The organism is Embleya sp. NPDC001921 (assembly GCF_053594475.1).
In genome coordinates, this window is sequence record NZ_JBSFEO010000061.1 from 1 (window position 1) to 16845 (window position 16845).

The following is a 16845-nucleotide window of genomic DNA, read 5'->3' on the forward strand; positions in this document are numbered from 1 at the left end:
TCTGAAGAGGAGGGGCCTGTTGGCGGGTCCTGGTGGGCTTCTGGGTCAGGTCGACAACTCGGAAACGCCGAACGGCCCCCCCCCCCCACCGGGGGGGGCGGCGCCGCCCTCCGGACGCCGACCGGTCGGCCACCACCGGCCACCGGCCTCGGGACCCGGGTCGGGGCCCGGGTCCCGAGGTTCAGCTCCCGGGTCCGGCGGACGCGGCCGCCCTCGAACCCGGCGGGGCTTCGGGGGGCGCGGAGTTCGGCGGCACCGGCGGGGTCGTCGGATTCACCGGGGTCGTCGGGTTCCCGTGGTTCCCCGGGTTCCCCGGGTTCGCCGAGCCGGGCGGATTCACCGCGCTCGGCGCCCCCGAGCCGCCCACCGACGGAACACCCTGCGGCGGTTGTGTTCCGGGCACCGTCGACGGCGGTGTCGTCGACCTCGTCCCCGGGTTCGGCCCGGCGTCCTGACCCGGGCGGATCGGAATGGCGATCGTGAACGGCGCGGCGCCCTCCTCGACACGGCAGCCGCCGTTCGGCCCGTACACGACGCGGGGTTGCGGGAAGGGCAGGATCTGCCGATCCCGTACCGGCGGCTGCGCCCCCTGCGCGCAGGCGTACTCCCGTGCGTTGAGCCCGAGTTGCTTGCCGTCCTGGTCGAAGAGCAGCACATCGGTGAGCGGACGGCCCTGCGCGTCGAACGGATAGATGTTCTCCAGGGGCCGCCCGTACTGTGTGGTCAGGATCCTGCCGCCGTCGCCGTCGTCACCCCCGTAGTACGGGGACTGCGGTCCGGTGTAGCTCACGTTGTCCATACCGGTGTCCTCGTGCGCGAGTTGTCCCGATCCCACCACGCCGACCGCTGCCCCGAGTACCAGGGCGTTGAACGGCACCGCCATCCACAGCAGTCGGCGGTCCTGCCGCGCGCGCGGCGCCAACCACAGCGAGAAGACCAGGGCCGCGACGCCGCCGGCCACGCCCCACCACGTACTGTCGGCGAGCACCCCGGCGAGCACGCCGATCACCAGAGCGCGGGCGACCCACCACGCGCTTTGCAGACCGACCAGGAAGCGCACGGGCTCGGCCCAGCGCCCCGTGCGCAAGGACTCCCCGAGAGCCCTCGCCCGACGGGTGACGGACAGCGCGGCGACCTCGGGCAGTCCCGGTGCCCGCCCGCGCAGCCACAGCGCGTTCACCGCCTCCACAGCCAGGCCCGCGAGGCATGGAAAGACCCACCACCGTTCCTGCGTGCCGCCCTCGCCGCCGAGCCCGATGCCGACCGCGAACGCCGCGACCAGGGCGAACAGCAGGCCGCCGAGCAGCAGTTCGGCCCTGCCCACGCGCCGCAGCCCGCCTTCGCCCGCCGGGCGCAGCGGTGGGTACCCGGCCGCCGCGCGCAGTTCGGCCGCGTACTCGTGCGGCGTGCCGAGCCGGGCGCGCAGCGATTCGGCGGTGACCGTGTCGTCGAGTTCGGCGAGCACCTCGCTCAGGTTCACCTCGACGTCGTCCAGGATCTCCTCTGCCTCGGTGACCGGCAGGTCGGCCAGAATGCGGGCCACCTCGGCGCGGTAGTCGGCCGCGACGGGGTGCAGTGCGGTGTCCTTCATCGGGTCTCCCCCACCAGTTCCGACATCGTCCGGGCGAACGAGTTCCATGTGTCGGTGGACTCCCGGAACCGCTGTCGGCCCGGCTCGTTCAGCGCGTAGTACTTGCGGTTCGGTCCTTCGTCGCTCGCCACCACGTAGGACGTGAGGAGGCCGGCGTTGTACAGCCGGCGCAGCGTGCCGTAGACCGAGGCGTCGCCGACGTCGTCGAGACCGGCCTTGCGCAGCCTGCGCAGCACGTCGTAGCCGTAGCCGTCCTCCTCACGCAGCACGGCGAGCACCGCGAGGTCGAGCACTCCCTTGAGCAACTGACTCGGATCCATGACGCCTCCAGCTCTTATGCGTTGCACGGTACCACGCAATGCACAGTAGTGGTCGACAGGATTGCCCCACGCCGTACGCGGCCCCGCACAGCAGATCGGGCCGGCCTCGCGTTTGTAGTGGCGAAGGCCTTCGAAACCAGGACCGTGCGAGCAACGCCGTCGAACCGCGACGGCGGACCCGGGACGGTCGATCAAGGAGACGAGCGAAATGCGGTTCGAGGATTTCGCGGCGGCCCGACTGCCGGCCCTGCTGCGTTATGCCGCACTGCTGTGCGGAGACCGGGAACTGGCGCGGGACCTCGTCCAGGACGCGCTGATCAAGGCCCTGGTGCGCTGGAAACGCATCGGCGCCATGGATCGGCCGGACGCCTACGTCCGCACCATGGTCACCAACGAATTCCTGTCCCTGCGGCGGCGCAGGGCGGTCCGCACGGTGGCGCTGACCCACGACGCGCTGGAGGGGCCGGACGCCCCGCACACGCCCGACCACGCCGCCGCGGACGTCGGCGACGACCTGTGGCGGCGCCTGATCGGCCTGCCTCGCCAACAACGCGCCGTCCTGGTCCTGCGCTACTACGAGGGGCTCTCCGACGACGAGATCGCCGAGACGCTGGATTGCCGACCGGGGACCGTGCGCGGCTACGCGTCCCGGGCCCTGGCGACCCTGCGCGTGGAACTGACCGTGGAAGTACCCCGAACATCCCCGTTGCCCCCGCTGCACCAAGGAGAGCCGGCGTGACCGACATCCGAGATCTCGAAGACACGCTCACCCGCCACGAGCGTCTCGCCCCTTCCGCCGACGGCCTGGTCGAGGCCGCGTACACCGGGGCCCGCCGGGTCCGCCGGCGGCGACTGACCGCCGCCGCGATGGGTGTGGCCGCCGTCGTCGCCGTCGGCGCCGCGGCCCCGACCGTGCTCGCCCGCGACGACGCGCGGCGCGGGTCGTCCGCCGCGACGAAGGCACCCGTACCACCCGCGGCGAAGCCCCCCGAGGTGACGATCGACGTCGACGGGAGCGAGGGCCTCTTCGCCCTGACGCAGGGCTTCTCCGGCACCACGGCGCTGGCCAACATCCGGTCGAGGAACGAGCGGGCCACGGGCTGGGGCGGTGACGTCGGCGTCTACGCCCCGGCCGATGTCGACGTGGCGGCGCTGGAGGCCGGCGAGGCGGTGACCGTACAGGGGCACCCGGCCCGCTACGTCGAGAACTACCTGATCGATCCGCTCGCCAACCACACGGGACCGGAGAACGGGCCCGCCCCGGCAATGAGCCCCGACGCGCTCCGTGGGCCGAAGTTCCTCGAACGCACGGACGTGCGGGGCCCGGTGGTCGCCTGGCGCGAGCCGTCCGGCCGCTGGGTCGTCGTCTCCGACGCCGGGAATCGAGCCGAACTGCTGCGGCTGGCCGAGGCGGTCCGGCTCAGGCCCGCCGGCACCAAGGCGCCGTACCGCCTCGGCTACGTGCCCGACACCCTCCGCCTCGACTACGGCGGCTCGTCCACGCACACGCCGAAGGAGTCGAACTCGGTCCTGGTCTTCGGCGCCGCCACGAATCCGGTGCTCAAGCGAAGCAGCCTGTTGGGTCTGACCGAACAGGGGGCCATGCGCGTGCAGTTCATGGCCTCGGACAGCGGCCACCTGGGCCGGGTCGCGCAGACCGGTCCGCCCGAGGTGATCGCGGGCCATGACACCTGGTACTTCACCACGCGTCAGACCTTCGTGAGCCCGCCGGAGAACGGGGCGGTCCTGGTCGCCAGGGTGAACGGCTGCGAGGTGCTGATCACCGTCACCGACAACAGGCTGGCGCCCTATCCGCTCCTGCGAAAGATGTTGGAGTCGGCGACCTTCGGAAACTGCGCCGCGCCCGACACCTGGGTCCCGCCGCTGCCCTGAGCAGGACCCCTCGATGGGCCGAACTCCCGCAATGCGCAAGGGAGTTCGGCCCACCGTCGGAGTCAGTCCCCGGCCGTCGCCAGATACGCGTCCAACTCCGCGACGTACCCGTCCCGCACATCCTCCGGCAACCACGAGATCGCGAACGCGTTGTACTCGAACCGCGCCACCTCGGCCCGCGACAGCCCCAGGTCGGCCTGGGTGCGCTCGAGGTTCTCCAGTACGTACGCGTCCATGTAGGCGGGGTCGTCCGAGTTGATCGTGACCAGGATGTCCTCGTCCAGCATCCGCCGGATCTCCGCGCCCTTGATGCCGTCCACCACGAAGGAGTTCGAGACCGGGCACACGGTCAGTCCGAGCCCGCGCTCCTTGATCGCCGCGACCAGCTTGGCGTCCTCCAGCGCGTTCGAGCCGTGGTCGATCCGGTCCACGCCGATGTCCTCGATCGCCTGCCGGATGTGCTCGACGCTGTTCTCCTGGTCGACGTCGCAGTGCATGGTCAACCGGTAGCCCTCGGCCCGTGCCCGCGCGTACACGGCGGCGAACTTGGCCGGCGGATTGCCGCGCTCGTCCGAGTCGAGCCCGATCCCCACGATCCACTCCCGGTACGCCAGCGACTGCACCAGGGTGGCCATCGCGTACTCGGCCTGGAAGTCGCGCAGGAAGCACATGATCAACTGGGCCCGGATGCCCAGCTCGCGCCGGGCGTCGCCGATCGCCCGGGTCAGCCCGCGCACCACCACGTCGAACGGCACCCCGCGACCGGTGTGCGCCTGCGGGTCGAAGAACATCTCCACGTACCGCACGTTCTGCGCGGCGGCCTTGCGCAGATACGCCATCGCGAGGTCGTGGAAGTCCGGCTCGTGCACCAGGACCCGCATGCCCTCGTAGTACACGGTGAGGAACGACGCGAGGCTGTCGAACCGATACGAGGCGCGCATCTCCTCGACCGAGGAGTACGGCAGCTCGATCCCGTTGCGCTCGGCCAGCGTGAACTTCAGCTCGGGCTCCAGTGTGCCCTCGATGTGCAGATGCAACTCGCACTTGGGCAGTCCGGCGATGAAGTCGCGCATGTCGCGGGCGTCTTGCATGGGAGCAGTCCTCCGGAGTCGTAGTGATGGTGCGCCGCCGAGCCAAGCACACCACCACTACGCACGCACTACACGCGCGTCACGCACGGGCTGCGCGCGGACCACCCGCGCGGCACGCCCGCACCGCGCGCGTCACGCCGCGGGCGCGATCCGCACCATGCCGTTGATGATCCGGTCCATCGCGTCGCCGCCGCGCGGGTCGGTCAGGTTGGCCAGCATCTTGAGCACGAACCGCATCAGCATCGGGTGCGGCAGACCGTGCTTGGTCGCGAAGTTCATCACCCTCGGGTCGCCGATCAGCTTCACGAACACCCGACCCAGCGTGTAGTAGCCGCCGTAGGTCTGCTTGAGGATGCGCGGGTAGTCGTGCAGCGCGCGCTCGCGTCCCTCGGGGGTGAGCCGGGCCACCGCCTGGGTGATCACCTGGGCCGCGATCTCGCCCGACTCCATCGCGTAGGCGATGCCCTCGCCGTTGAACGGGTTGACCATCCCGCCCGCGTCGCCGACCAGCAACAGGCCCTTGGTGTAGTGCGGTTGACGGTTGAAGCCCATCGGGAGGGCGGCGCCGCGGATCGGGCCCTCCTGGTTCTCGTCGGTGTAGCCCCACTCCTCGGGCATCCCCGAGACCCAGCCCTTGAGCAGGTCGCGGTAGTCGATGTCCTTGAACGCGGCCGAGGTGTTCAGCAGGCCCAGGCCCACGTTCGAGGTGCCGTCGCCCATGCCGAACACCCAGCCGTAGCCGGGCAGCAGCTTCTCCTGGCCGTCGCGGCGGTCCCACAGCTCCAACCACGATTCGAGGTAGTCGTCGTCGCTGCGCGGGGACTTGAAGTAGGTGCGCACCGCGACGCCCATCGGACGGTCCTCGCGGCGGTGCAGGCCCATCGCGAGGGAGAGCCGGGTCGAGTTGCCGTCGGCGGCGACCACGATCGGCGCGCGGAAGACGGTCTCCTCCTTCGACCCGTTCATCCGCACGTTGACGCCCACGATGCGGCCGGTGCGATCGTCCAGGATCGGGCCGGTGACGTTCGCGCGCTCGTACAGCTTGGCGCCGGCGGACGCCGCCTGGCGGGCCAGGATCTCGTCGAAGTCGGCCCGCTTGCGGACCAGACCGTGCGCGGGGTAGCTGGCCAGATCCGGCCAGTCCAGCTCCAGGCGCATGCCGCCGCCGAGGATCCGCAGACCCTTGTTCGGCAGCCAACCGGCCTCGACCGAGGTGTCCACACCCATCGCGATGAGCTGCTTGGTGGCGCGCGGGGTGAGCCCGTCGCCGCAGACCTTCTCCCGGGGGAACTCGGTCTTCTCCAGCAGGATCACGCTGACGCCGGACTTGGCCAGGTGGTACGCCGTGGTCGATCCGGCCGGACCGGCCCCGACCACGATGACGTCGGCCTCATGCGTCGAGTCGGCGCGCTTGGTGGTTGTGACGGGCGCTGCGTCGGTCACGGACGACTCCCCTGGAAGTCTCTGCGGCAGTACCGAAACCGGGACGGTTCCGGCCGGACAAGTCTATGAGGAGCGGGCGGCGGGCCGGCCTGTGGCCACTCGCCGGGTGCGGGAGCGGCCGGTGCCCACCCGTACGGGAGGCGACGCCGGCCCGCGCTCACCCGCACGGGCACAGGACCGAACCGGCGGGTCACTCGGACGGTCGAAAGCCCCGGTGCAGCGCGACCACGCCGCCGGTGAGGTTGCGCCAGGCCGGGTTCACCCACCCGGCCCCGCCGATCAGCGCCGCGAGACCCGCCTGGTCGGGCCACGCGCGGATCGACTCGGCCAGGTACACGTACGCGTCCGGATTGCTGCTGACCGCGGTGGCCACCGGCGGCAGCGCGCGCATCAGGTACTCCACGTACACCGTCTCGAACGGACGCCAGGTGGGTCGGCTGAACTCGCACACCACCAGCCGGCCGCCCGGCCGGGTCACCCGCAACATCTCGCGCAGCGCGCCCTCGGTGTCCTCGACGTTGCGCAGGCCGAACGAGATGGTCACCGCGTCGAACGTGGCGTCCTTGAACGGGAGCCTGGTCGCGTCGCCCGCGGTGAAGGGCAGCTCGGGGTGCTTGCGCTTGCCCTCGCGCAGCATGCCCACCGAGAAGTCGCACGGCACCACGTCCGCGCCCGCGTCCCGGAAGGGCAGCGAGGAGGTACCGGTGCCGGCCGCGAGGTCGAGCACCCGCTCTCCCGGCCGGGCGTCCACGGCCCGGGCCACGGCCTTGCGCCAGGACCGGTCCTGGCCCATGGACAGCACGGTGTTGGTCAGGTCGTAGCGCGCCGCGACCGCGTCGAACATCGACGCGACTTCACGCGGTTGCTTGTCCAGGGATGCTCGAGTCACCCAGTCATCATCTCGCGCCGGGAACGACCCCGATGCCCTGGGGCCACGCGACGCACCGGGCGGGCCGCGTGGAGCACGCGACCCGCCCGGTGATTTCGTCGTGACGATGTGTCGGCGTCACCGGCGGCCGACGCCGCCGCCCACACCGCGCTTGTTGGCGCCGACGCCGCCACCGACGCGGCCGATGCGGGCGCCGATGCCTATGCCGCCACCGCCGCGGCCGCTGCGTCGGCCCCTGCGACGGGGGGTCACGGCATGGACGATGGAACGGATGCGGGTACCGACGGACATGGTGTGCCTCCTCATCCCGAGCAGGCAGCGCCCGGGTCGGAAAGTGCCTTGTATGGAACCGTCTCGTTCCGACCAGGCGCCTGCCCGGGGACCGCCCGACCATGCGCGACTTCTCGGAAACACTCGTGCGCCACCCGCCACGCACCCACCCGCCGGGCGCCGGCGTCCCGGCACGCCGGGGCACCGCGAAGCGGCTCAGCGCCGGTGCACGAGCCGCCCGCCGAGCACCGTGGCCACACACGACCCCGCCCCGCGCGCGACCAGCGCGGCGTACGGATCACCTTCCGTCGGCACGTCGAACACCGCGAGGTCGGCGAGTTTTCCCGGGCGCAGCGTGCCCGCCCCGTCCAGACCACCCATCGCCGCCGCACCGCCGATCGTGACCGCCTCGACCAGGCGCCGGTCCAGGTCGTCCGCGCGATATCCCTGACGGACCGCCAGTTCCCGGACCGCCGCCGCCTCCTCCCACATGTCCAGGGACGGCGAGGAGGCGAGCGAGTCGGTGCCCAGCGCGATCGGCGCGCCCTCGGCCAGGTAGTCGGCGACGGGCGGCTCACCCGCGTCCAGGATCGCGTTGGAGCGCACGCACAGCGCGACGGCGGTGCCCTGTTCGCGCAGCAGCGCACGATCCTCGCCGGCCAGGTGCACCCCGTGCGCGACGTGCACGTCCGGGCCCAGGCCGGCGAACCCGTCCAGGTAGGCCGCCGGGCCGCCGCCGCTGCCGCCGTCGAGCAGTTCCAGGGCCATCCCGATCGCCCGGTTCATGTCCGCGAACCGGCCGGTGCCGTGTCGGATGAACTCCGCCTCGTGCGCGGTCTCCGCCAGGTGCGGGTGCAGCCGCAGACCACGCTCGCGCGCGATCGCCACACACTCCTCGAACACCGAGGTGCCGACCGTGAACGGCGTGTGCGGCGAGATCCCCAACGCGCGCCCGCCACTCGCCCCGTCCAACGTCTCCAGGAAGGCCGCGCGCCGCCCGCCCGTCCACATCGCGTCGTCCGCGATCACCTCGACGTAGCTGATCCCGCGCAGCCCCGACCGCCCCACCGGCACCAACACACAGGGATCGGTGACCACATCCGCCGCCGCCGTCGTCCCCGACCGCAACATGTGATGCACCCCGCGCCGCGCGCTCTCCTGCCACATCACCTCGGAGAAGTCGGCCCGCCGTGCGGTCAGCGTGCGAATCCACTCCGGAAACGCCAGCCCGGACAACGCGAGATCCCCGAAATCGGTGTACTGCAGATGCGCGTGCGCGTTCACCAGCCCCGGCATGAGCACGCCCCGCCACACCCGCTCCCGCGCTCCCGCCGACGCCAACTCCCGCCGCGGACCCACCGCGACGATCCGGCCGTCCTCCACGAGCACGGCCCCGTCGCGGATGGGCTCCGCGTCGACCATCGACAGGACAACGGGCGCGACATGCAAGGTCAACGACATGCGCCCATCATCGCAAGCCGGTCTCAGCGCGCGTCGACGACCTTGAGCAGGGGGCGGGCGGTGCCGCCGCCGTCGAGGGCGGTGGAGGAGAAGTGCGAGACGACCTTGTCGTCGACCGGGTCGTTCGCCGGGTCGTCGTGCACGATCAGGTGGTTGTAGGTGGTGTCGCGCTGGGCGGGGATCCGGCCGGCGGCGCGGATCAGGTGCAGCAGCTCCATCCGGTTGGAGCGGTGCTTGGCGCCGGCGGAGGAGACCACGTTCTCCTCCAGCATCACCGAGCCCAGGTCGTCCGCGCCGTAGTGCAGGGTGAGCTGGCCGGCCTCCTTGCCCGTGGTCAGCCACGAGCCCTGGATGTGCGCGACGTTGTGCAGGAACAGCCGGGCGACCGCGATCAGGCGCAGGTATTCGAGCAGGGTGGCCTGCGTCTGCCCCTTCAGGTGGTTGTTCTCCGGCTGGTAGGTGTACGGGATGAAGGCCCGGAAGCCGCCCGTGCGGTCCTGCACGTCGCGGATCATCCGCAGGTGCTCGATCCGCTCGGCGTTGGTCTCGCCGGTGCCCATCAGCATCGTCGAGGTCGACTCCACGCCCAGACCGTGCGCGGTCTCCATGATCTCCAGCCAGCGCTCGCCGGACTCCTTGAGCGGCGCGATCGCCTTGCGCGGCCGCTCCGGGAGCAGTTCCGCGCCGGCGCCCGCGAACGAGTCCAGGCCCGCGGCGTGGATCCGGGTGATGGCCTCCTCGATGCCCACCCCGGAGACCTTGGCCATGTGCGCGACCTCGGACGCGCCGAGCGAGTGGATCACCAGTTGCGGGAACTCGGCCTTGATCGCGGCGAACGAGCGCTCGTAGTACTCGACGCCGAAGTCCGGGTGGTGCCCGCCCTGGAACATGATCTGGGTGCCGCCGAGTTCGACCGTCTCCGCGCACCGGCGCAGGATGTCGTCGATCTCGCGGACCCAGCCCTTCTCGCTCTTGGGCGGGGCGTAGAACGCGCAGAACTTGCACGCGGTGACGCACACGTTCGTGTAGTTGATGTTGCGCTCGATGATGTACGTCGCGATGTCGACGGTGTCCGCGTAGCGCAGGCGCCGCGCGGCGTCGGCTGCCCGGCCGAGCGCGTGCAGCGGCGCGTGGACGTACAGGGCGAGTGCCTCGTCGGGCGTGATCCGCCCACCGGTGGCGGCCCGGTCCAGGACCGGCTGGAGATCGCTGCTCACGGGGAAGCCTCCGCATGGAACGAATACGAGTGGAACGAATGCCAGTGGAACAAATGCTCGTGAACGAGCCTATCCGGCCCGCTCACGACGTCGGCGGGGCGTCGAGCAGGGTCACCCGCACGTCGGCCGGATATCCGGTGTCGTGCGCGGTCCGGCGGGCGAACTCGGCGATCCCCGCCAGGTGGCGCTCGCCGAGCGAGTAGTCCAGCGCCTCGGTGTAGTAGCGCTCCAGGGTGGCCGCGTCGAACGCCTCCCACCGGGCCACGTGCTCGCAGACCTTGTCCACCTCCTGCATGCACAGGTCGCGGGACTCCAGGAAGGCCCGGTGCACCGCGTGCACCTCGGCCGGATGCGCGGCCAGGAACTCCCTACGCGCGGCCCACACCGCGAACACGAACGGCAGTCCGGTCCATTGCTTCCACTCGTACGCGAGGTCGTAGACCAGCAGACCCAGTCGCGGCGCGTCGTACAGCGTCGCGCGCAGCGCGACGTCGCCGATCACCACCGCGGCCTCCGCCTCCTGCATCATCAGGCCGAGGTCGGGCGCCGAGGTGAAGAACTTCGGCCGCACGCCGTACTTCTCCTCCAGCAGCAGCCGGGCCAGCCGGACCCCGGTACGGCTCTGCGAACCGAGCGCCACCCGCGCCCCGTCCAACTGCTCCACCGGCACCTGGCTGACCAGCATGACCGACATCACCGGTCCGTCGGCGGCCACCGCGATGTCCGGGAGCACCACCAGGTCGTCCGCGTGCCGCAGGAACTCGACCACGCTGATCGGAGCGATGTCGAGGTCGCCGCGCACGAGGGCGTCGTTGAGGTTGTCCGGGGTGTCCTTGGTGAGGTCCAGGTCCACCAACGAGCCCGTGCGGGCCAGGCCCCAGTAGATGGGCAGGCAGTTGAGGTACTGGATATGGCCTACCCGGGGTCGCCGGCGGCCGGCCTGCGGCGCGTTGTCCACACTGTCCATCCGAGCAGGCTATGCCCGGGTGCGCGGATCTCCGGTACCGACCCGGACCGCGTCACCGAACACTCCCGCGCCACCGGGGGCTCCCCGTGCCGCCCCGCCCGTGTCACCGAACAGGCACAACACCGGGCGCGCGGCAGTGGCAGCGGCACGTGGGTGAGACTCTCGAATGCCGGGCCGATTCCACGGCGGTCCGAACACGACGACGGAGGAAGCGCGATGCACTCGTCCCCGGGCTCGTATCCGGGCCAGGGTGGCGGCTACCCGCCCCCGCCCCCGCCCTATGCGGCCACGCCCGCCCCACCGCCGTACGATCCGGGCGGTCCGTACCGACCCGGTGGCCCCGGCGGCGGGGGCGGCCCCCACGGCCCGCCGCCGGGGCAGCCCTCGCGGCCCGCGTACGGCGCGCTGCGCGGCACCGTCGCCGGTCTCAGCCTGGTGCTGGCGGTGCTGCTGACGATCCCGGCGCTGTCCGCGCTGTGGCTGCGCTGGGAGGTGGTCTCCGAGCAGGGGTTCACCGACAACGCGGTGGCGCTGATCGACGAGTCGGCGATCCGCACCGAGGTCGCCCGGCTGATGACCGACGAGGTGATGAAGCAGCTCCCGTCGACCGTGCGCGGCCAGGTCCCGCGCGATGTGGTGCGGACCGCGGTGACCGAGGAGATCGGCAAGCCCGCGTTCAAGGCGATCTGGAAGGACGGCATCGCCACCGCGCACGACGTCGTGATGTCCTCCCTGCTGGGCCGGGACGGCAAGAACGTCACCTCCGACGGCGACAAGGTCGTGGTCAACCTCAAGAGCCCGCTCGACGCGATCGTCGCGCAGCTCAACAAGTCCGGGATCCCGGTGTCGAAGGCGGGTCTGCCGACCACCATCCCGATCGACCTGGCCGAACTGCCGCACGCGTCCGAGGCCGAGCAGAGCCGGGACGCGCTCCAGGCCGTGGACGACGCGGGCAGGTGGCTGCCGATCCTGGCCCTGGTCCTGCTGGTGGTCGGCCTGGTGGTCGCGGTGAACCGGTTCCGCGCGCTGGTGATGACCGGTGTCGGCCTGTTGGTCACCAGCGGCCTGCTGCTGATCCTGGTCTCCGCCGCGAGCGGCCCGGTCGCCGACGAGCTGGCCGCCCGGAACACCCTGAACCGGGACGGCATCGAGGCGATCTACAGCGTGTTCACCGACTCGCTGACCACGATGGCGTGGTCGGTGCTCGCGGCCTCGATCGTGGCGATCGTGGTGGGCGCGGTCGGGCTGGGCACGCGCGGCCGGCGGCGCTGACCGCACGGCGCGAACGCGGGGAAAGGGCGGGCCCGGTGCGATCCGGGCCCGCCCTTTCCCCGCGCACCGGGACGGCGCGGCCCGAGGGCCGCGCGCCCGGGACTCAGGCCAGGTTGCGCGAGGACGTGTCGTCGTCGTCCTGCTCGATGTGGATGTCGTCCACGGAGATGTCCACCTCGACCACTTCGAGGCCGGTCATCCGCTCGATCGACTCGATCACGTGCTCGCGCACCGCCGCCGCGACCTCCGCGATCGGCGCGCCGTACTCGACCACCAGGCTCAGGTCGACCGCGCACTGCTTCTCGCCGACCTCGACGCCGACCCCGCGCGCGACGTCGGGACGACCGCCGGGTACCGCCTTGCGCATCGCGGCGAACGCCCGCGAGACGCCGCTGCCGAGCGCGTACACCCCCGGGATCTCGCGTGCCGCCAACCCGGCGACCTTGGCCACCACCCCGTCCGCGATCGAGGTCCGCCCCCGATCCGTGGCCAGCGCGGTCACCTCGGTGAGGTGTCCGGAGCCGGTCTGTGGCCGCTCCGCCCGTTCCGGGCGGGTCTGGGTCTTCTCCGGTGTGCGGGCGGGTGAGTCTGCCATGGCTGGAACCTCGTCTTTCGCCGCTTCGTGAGGGGTGGGGGCTCCCCTTCACATGAGGTGTGACCCCTTCCCGATCGGTTCGTCACGCAATCCGGGCGAATTAATCCGATCGGCCGTGCGGCCACGGTGGAACATGTTTCATTTCACGTCCCGCCAACCGTTCAGGAGGCTTGCTCCCGCGCGTACGAACAGCTTGTGATGGGACCCGTACACCCCGTCCAAGGAGGAAAACACTGTGGAGCGGTTCCAGGATCGGCGCATCATCGTCACCGGTGGCGGCTCGGGCATCGGCCAGGCCACGGTGCTGCGGCTGCTGAGCGAGGCGGGCACGGTACACGCGGCGGACGTCAACGCCGACGGGCTGGAGAAGACCCGCGCGATGGCGGCGGAGAAGGGCGTGGAGGCCCGGCTGAGCACGAGCGTGCTGGACGTGTCGGACGAGGACGCGGTCGGCACCGGCGTGGCCGAGGTGGTCGAGCGCCTCGGCGGCTTGGACGTCCTGGTCAACGCGGCGGGGATCCTGCGCGCGGGACACACCCACACGTTCCCCCTCGAAAAGTGGAACCGGATCATCACCGTCAACCTGACGGGCACCTTCCTGATGACCCGCGCCGCGCTGCCCCCGCTCCTGGAAACCGGCAACGGCGTGATCATCAACTTCAGCTCGACCTCGGCGAGCTTCGCCCACCCGTACATGGCGGCCTACGCGGCCAGCAAGGGCGCGATCGACGCCTTCACCCACGCGATCGCCCTCGAATACAGCCGCCAGGGCCTGCGCGCGGTCAACGTCGCCCCCGGCAGCATCTCCAGCGGCATAGTCGACGACACCCCGAACCAGGTCCCCGACGACGCCGACTGGGAACTCTTCGCCAAACTGATGCCCATCATCGGCGAAGGCATGGCCTCCCCCGACGTCATAGCCGGCATGATCGCCGCCCTGGCCTCCGACGACGGCAAATTCGTCACCGGCACATCCCTCCGCATAGACGGCGGCACACACGCCTGAACACCTCCCAACCTCAACCACCGGCCGGGCCACACCGGGCCCGGCCGGCGCGCGAGGCCAACCAGCCCGGCCGGCGCTTGAGGCCAATCAGCCTGGCCGGCACTTGAGGCCAATCAGCCCCGCCGGCGCTTGAGGCGAAACAGCCCGGCCGGCACTTGAGGCCAATCAGCCCCGCTGGCGCTTGAGGCGAAACAGCCCGGCCGGCACTTGAGGCCAATCAGCCCCGCCAGCGCTTGAGGCGAAACGGCCCGGCCGGCACTTGAGGCCAACCCAAACGCCAGAGGGCGCCGTCCCGGGACCGGTTGCCCCGTACAGCGCCCACCGAAAGTGCAAATGTTCAGCCGTGGTTGATGCAAACGTTCCCGAACGCCGGGTTCACCAGGCCGACCAAGTTGACGCTGTTGCCACACACGTTGACCGGAACATGCACCGGCACCTGGATGTTGTTGCCCGAGGCGACACCCGGCGAGCCGACCGCAGCGCCATCCGCCTCGGAGCCGGCGTTGGCAGCACCCATGCCCGCGGCGAGAATGCCGCCGGCGGCGACGGTGATGAAGGCCGCCTTCTTGACCGTGTTCATTATTCCTCCATGTCACAGTGCCGCACGAACGGATGCGGCACGTGGGACAACGAAGGCCACGACAATGGGCAACGCCCCGCCGTCCGGTTGGCCGCCGATTCACCCCTCCGTGGACGAATGCTCGCTCCGTACGCCGGTGACAGGCGCGGGCGCACCACCGCGGCACCGCGGCACCGCACCCCGAAACGGTCAGCGCCCCGCGGAGCGGACGCTTCGCGGGGCGCGGGGGGACGATCGGATCTGCGTACGGTCTGCGGGCATCGTGGCCGCGCCCGAGCGGCGGCGAGGCCACGAGCCGACGGGACGTCAGGCGTCCTCGTCGTCCTCGTCGTCGTCCTCGGGCAGGTACTCGGCGCCCTCGGACTGCCAGCCGGCCTCGCTCAGTTCGGTACCGGCGATGTCCTCAACGAGGCTGAACGGGTCGATCAGGTACGAGACGGACTCGGCCAGGTCGCTCTCGATCGCGGCGGTCGCGTCCGCCCGGTCACCGGGCGACAGCTCCTCGTCCGCCTTGACGCTGTCCAGCGCCGCGGCACGCAGCGCGTCGGCGTCGGTGACCTCAAGCACGATTTCGAGGTTGAGCCGGATGTAGCGGGTCGTGGAGTCGGAGGAAGTCGCGTTGTCCATGAGCGCGAGCCTACGGGCCCGCGCCCGGCCGTCGGCGTGAGGACGCGCCGCACGCTCAGCGGTGGCCGTAGGTCACCGCGGTGAACATCAGCGCCCCGAACACCACGGAGAATCCCAGGATGTAGATCGCGATCCGGATCCACATCCCGGCCGCCCGGCTCTTCTCACTCTCCATCACGAACTCCTCGGACATGGGCGCGCTCGGACATCGGGCTCGGACACCGGGCTCGGACACCGATCGGACACCGATCGAACATCGACAAGTACGCGGACACGCGCGCCACGCACACCCGCGCGCCGCTCACACATGGGCCGGCAGACACGGCGAGAACGCCACCAACGCGGGCGCCGCGTGGACCATCAGGAACTCGACGGACAGATACGCGTCGGCCGACTCCATCCGATGCGCGAGCCCGGAATCGAAGTGCGCCACATCGCCGGGCGCGAGCAGGTGGGTGGCCCCGTCCAGGGTCAACCGGAGCTGGCCGCTGAGCACGTACAGCCATTCCTCGCCCGGATGCACCCGCGCCGGTCCGTCCGCGCGCCCCGCCGGCACCCGCACCCGCAGGGCCTGCATGCCGCGCCGCGGGCTGCCCACGCGCCAATAGGTCCAGCCGTGCGCCTCGACCGGTTCGGCCGCGCGGGCCCGGACCACCGGCTCGGCCGAGGCACTGTCCTCGCCGAGCAGTTCGGAGACCGTGGTGTTGTAGGCCCGGGCCAGGGTCAACAGCGCGGGCAGCGACGGCTGGCGGCGCTCGTGTTCGAGCCGGGAGAGATAGGCGACGGAGAGCCTGGTCAGCCGCGCGGCCTCGTCGAGCTTGAAGCCGTTCGCCCGGCGGGCCGCGCGCAACCGCTCGCCGAGCCCGGTCGGTACCGCCTCGGCGGATGCCGGTTCCGGCTCGTCCATGTCGTAGCTTGGGGTGGCGACCATGCTTCGAGGCTAGGCAGGCGCTGACCAATGGGGCAATTAACTTGCCCGAGAGGCAACTTTTCCCGCTCCATCAGACCTCGAATCAGACAAACAGGGCAAATTTCATCCTCTGTAGGTCGCGTCAGGCGCAGCGGTCCGAAGCGAGCACCCCCGGCGGCACGTCGGCCTCCACGAGCACCACGCCGTCCTCGTAGCCGCGCCGGCTGACCAGCCCGGCCCGATCGAACAGGGCGAGCATCCGCCGATTCCACGGCAACACGTGCGCGCGCACCTTGCTCACCCCGCGCACGGCCGCGTGCTCGACCAGCGAGCCCAACAGCGCGGTGCCGAGCCCGTGCCGCTGCCAGCCGTCCTCGACCAGCAAGGCCACTTCGGCGACCGGTTCGTGCGCCGGGTGGAAGAGGGTGGCCAACGCCCCGATCGCACCGTCGGGCGCGACCGCCACCAGGCTCACCCCGTGCTCCGGCACCAGCAGCCGAACCAGCGCGCTCTCGGGCAACCGGGGTGCCGACGTGAAGTAGCGCAATCGACGGGTCTCCGGGGAGCACCGCTCGTGCATCGCGCGCACCCGCGCGGCGTCCTGCGCGCGGGCCGGCCGCACCCGTACGTGCGACGGCCACTCGCCCGCGCCGACCCGGCTCACCATGGTGAGCCGGGCCCGGCCCCGCACCGAAATCGCCGTCATGTCCCTA

The 16845-nt window shown here is 71.3% G+C and carries 18 protein-coding genes; 4 read left to right on the forward strand and 14 right to left on the reverse strand.

What is annotated here, in order from left to right; translation table 11 throughout:
* Positions 1–181: 181 nt before the first annotated feature.
* Together ACWCPW_RS44870 and ACWCPW_RS44875 are read right to left on the reverse strand one after the other, a co-directional pair.
* Positions 182–1591 carry an HAAS signaling domain-containing protein gene (locus ACWCPW_RS44870; protein ID WP_449767406.1) on the reverse strand — a complete coding sequence of 470 codons (1410 nt, stop codon included), beginning with the start codon at positions 1589–1591 and terminating at the stop codon, positions 182–184.
* The gene (locus tag ACWCPW_RS44875; protein WP_078975830.1) at positions 1588–1911 is read right to left on the reverse strand and encodes a PadR family transcriptional regulator; all 324 of its coding nucleotides are present in this window, start codon (positions 1909–1911) and stop codon (positions 1588–1590) included. The genes ACWCPW_RS44870 and ACWCPW_RS44875 overlap by 4 nt, the downstream gene beginning before the upstream one ends.
* 208 nt (positions 1912–2119) lie before the next feature.
* Between ACWCPW_RS44875 and ACWCPW_RS44880 the strand changes: the two genes are divergently transcribed.
* Positions 2120–2650 (forward strand): SigE family RNA polymerase sigma factor, encoded by a 531-nt coding sequence (locus tag ACWCPW_RS44880; RefSeq protein WP_449767407.1) that lies wholly within the window; start codon positions 2120–2122, stop codon positions 2648–2650.
* Positions 2647–3804, forward strand: coding sequence for a hypothetical protein (locus tag ACWCPW_RS44885; RefSeq protein WP_449767408.1), 1158 nt, complete (start codon positions 2647–2649; stop codon positions 3802–3804). Before ACWCPW_RS44880 ends, ACWCPW_RS44885 begins: the two co-directional genes overlap by 4 nt.
* 62 nt (positions 3805–3866) lie before the next feature.
* On the opposite strand, the gene add is transcribed toward ACWCPW_RS44885, so the two are convergent.
* The 7 genes from add to ACWCPW_RS44920 all read right to left on the reverse strand — a co-directional run bounded on the left by add (position 3867) and on the right by ACWCPW_RS44920 (position 11142).
* Positions 3867–4895, reverse strand: coding sequence for an adenosine deaminase (gene add / locus ACWCPW_RS44890; protein ID WP_449767409.1), 1029 nt, complete (start codon positions 4893–4895; stop codon positions 3867–3869).
* 132 nt (positions 4896–5027) lie between these two features.
* Positions 5028–6368 (reverse strand): geranylgeranyl reductase family protein, encoded by a 1341-nt coding sequence (locus ACWCPW_RS44895; RefSeq protein WP_449767458.1) that lies wholly within the window; start codon positions 6366–6368, stop codon positions 5028–5030.
* Between the two features lie 160 nt (positions 6369–6528).
* Entirely contained in the window at positions 6529–7227 is a 699-nt protein-coding gene (locus ACWCPW_RS44900; RefSeq protein WP_449767410.1) for a demethylmenaquinone methyltransferase, read from the reverse strand.
* Positions 7228–7344: 117 nt separating this feature from the next.
* Positions 7345–7518, reverse strand: coding sequence for a hypothetical protein (locus tag ACWCPW_RS44905; protein ID WP_449767411.1), 174 nt, complete (start codon positions 7516–7518; stop codon positions 7345–7347).
* A gap of 195 nt (positions 7519–7713) precedes the next feature.
* Positions 7714–8958, reverse strand: a complete 1245-nt coding sequence (locus tag ACWCPW_RS44910) for an amidohydrolase family protein (RefSeq protein ID WP_449767412.1) — start codon at positions 8956–8958, stop codon at positions 7714–7716.
* Positions 8959–8981: 23 nt separating this feature from the next.
* Positions 8982–10175, reverse strand: a complete 1194-nt coding sequence (gene mqnC / locus ACWCPW_RS44915) for a cyclic dehypoxanthinyl futalosine synthase (RefSeq protein ID WP_449767413.1) — start codon at positions 10173–10175, stop codon at positions 8982–8984.
* Positions 10176–10257: 82 nt separating this feature from the next.
* A complete protein-coding gene (locus ACWCPW_RS44920) occupies positions 10258–11142 on the reverse strand; it encodes a menaquinone biosynthetic enzyme MqnA/MqnD family protein (protein ID WP_449767414.1) in 885 nt (294 codons plus the stop codon).
* 216 nt (positions 11143–11358) lie between these two features.
* Between ACWCPW_RS44920 and ACWCPW_RS44925 the strand changes: the two genes are divergently transcribed.
* Complete coding sequence (locus ACWCPW_RS44925) at positions 11359–12414, forward strand: hypothetical protein (protein WP_449767415.1); 1056 nt, start codon at positions 11359–11361, stop codon at positions 12412–12414.
* A 103-nt stretch (positions 12415–12517) separates the two neighbouring features.
* On the opposite strand, the gene ACWCPW_RS44930 is transcribed toward ACWCPW_RS44925, so the two are convergent.
* The gene (locus ACWCPW_RS44930) at positions 12518–13009 is read right to left on the reverse strand and encodes an Asp23/Gls24 family envelope stress response protein (RefSeq protein WP_449767416.1); all 492 of its coding nucleotides are present in this window, start codon (positions 13007–13009) and stop codon (positions 12518–12520) included.
* 235 nt (positions 13010–13244) lie between these two features.
* Here ACWCPW_RS44930 and ACWCPW_RS44935 point away from each other — a divergent pair, with 235 nt between their 5' ends.
* Positions 13245–14015 carry an SDR family NAD(P)-dependent oxidoreductase gene (locus ACWCPW_RS44935; protein WP_449767417.1) on the forward strand — a complete coding sequence of 257 codons (771 nt, stop codon included), beginning with the start codon at positions 13245–13247 and terminating at the stop codon, positions 14013–14015.
* A 337-nt stretch (positions 14016–14352) separates the two neighbouring features.
* On the opposite strand, the gene ACWCPW_RS44940 is transcribed toward ACWCPW_RS44935, so the two are convergent.
* The 4 genes from ACWCPW_RS44940 to ACWCPW_RS44955 form a co-directional block, all read right to left on the reverse strand.
* Positions 14353–14595, reverse strand: coding sequence for a chaplin (locus ACWCPW_RS44940; RefSeq protein ID WP_449767418.1), 243 nt, complete (start codon positions 14593–14595; stop codon positions 14353–14355).
* Between the two features lie 306 nt (positions 14596–14901).
* Positions 14902–15222, reverse strand: a complete 321-nt coding sequence (locus ACWCPW_RS44945) for a hypothetical protein (RefSeq protein ID WP_395864124.1) — start codon at positions 15220–15222, stop codon at positions 14902–14904.
* Between the two features lie 301 nt (positions 15223–15523).
* The gene (locus ACWCPW_RS44950) at positions 15524–16153 is read right to left on the reverse strand and encodes a helix-turn-helix domain-containing protein (protein WP_449767419.1); all 630 of its coding nucleotides are present in this window, start codon (positions 16151–16153) and stop codon (positions 15524–15526) included.
* Positions 16154–16274: 121 nt separating this feature from the next.
* A complete protein-coding gene (locus ACWCPW_RS44955; RefSeq protein WP_449767420.1) occupies positions 16275–16838 on the reverse strand; it encodes an N-acetyltransferase family protein in 564 nt (187 codons plus the stop codon).
* Positions 16839–16845 lie beyond the last annotated feature (7 nt).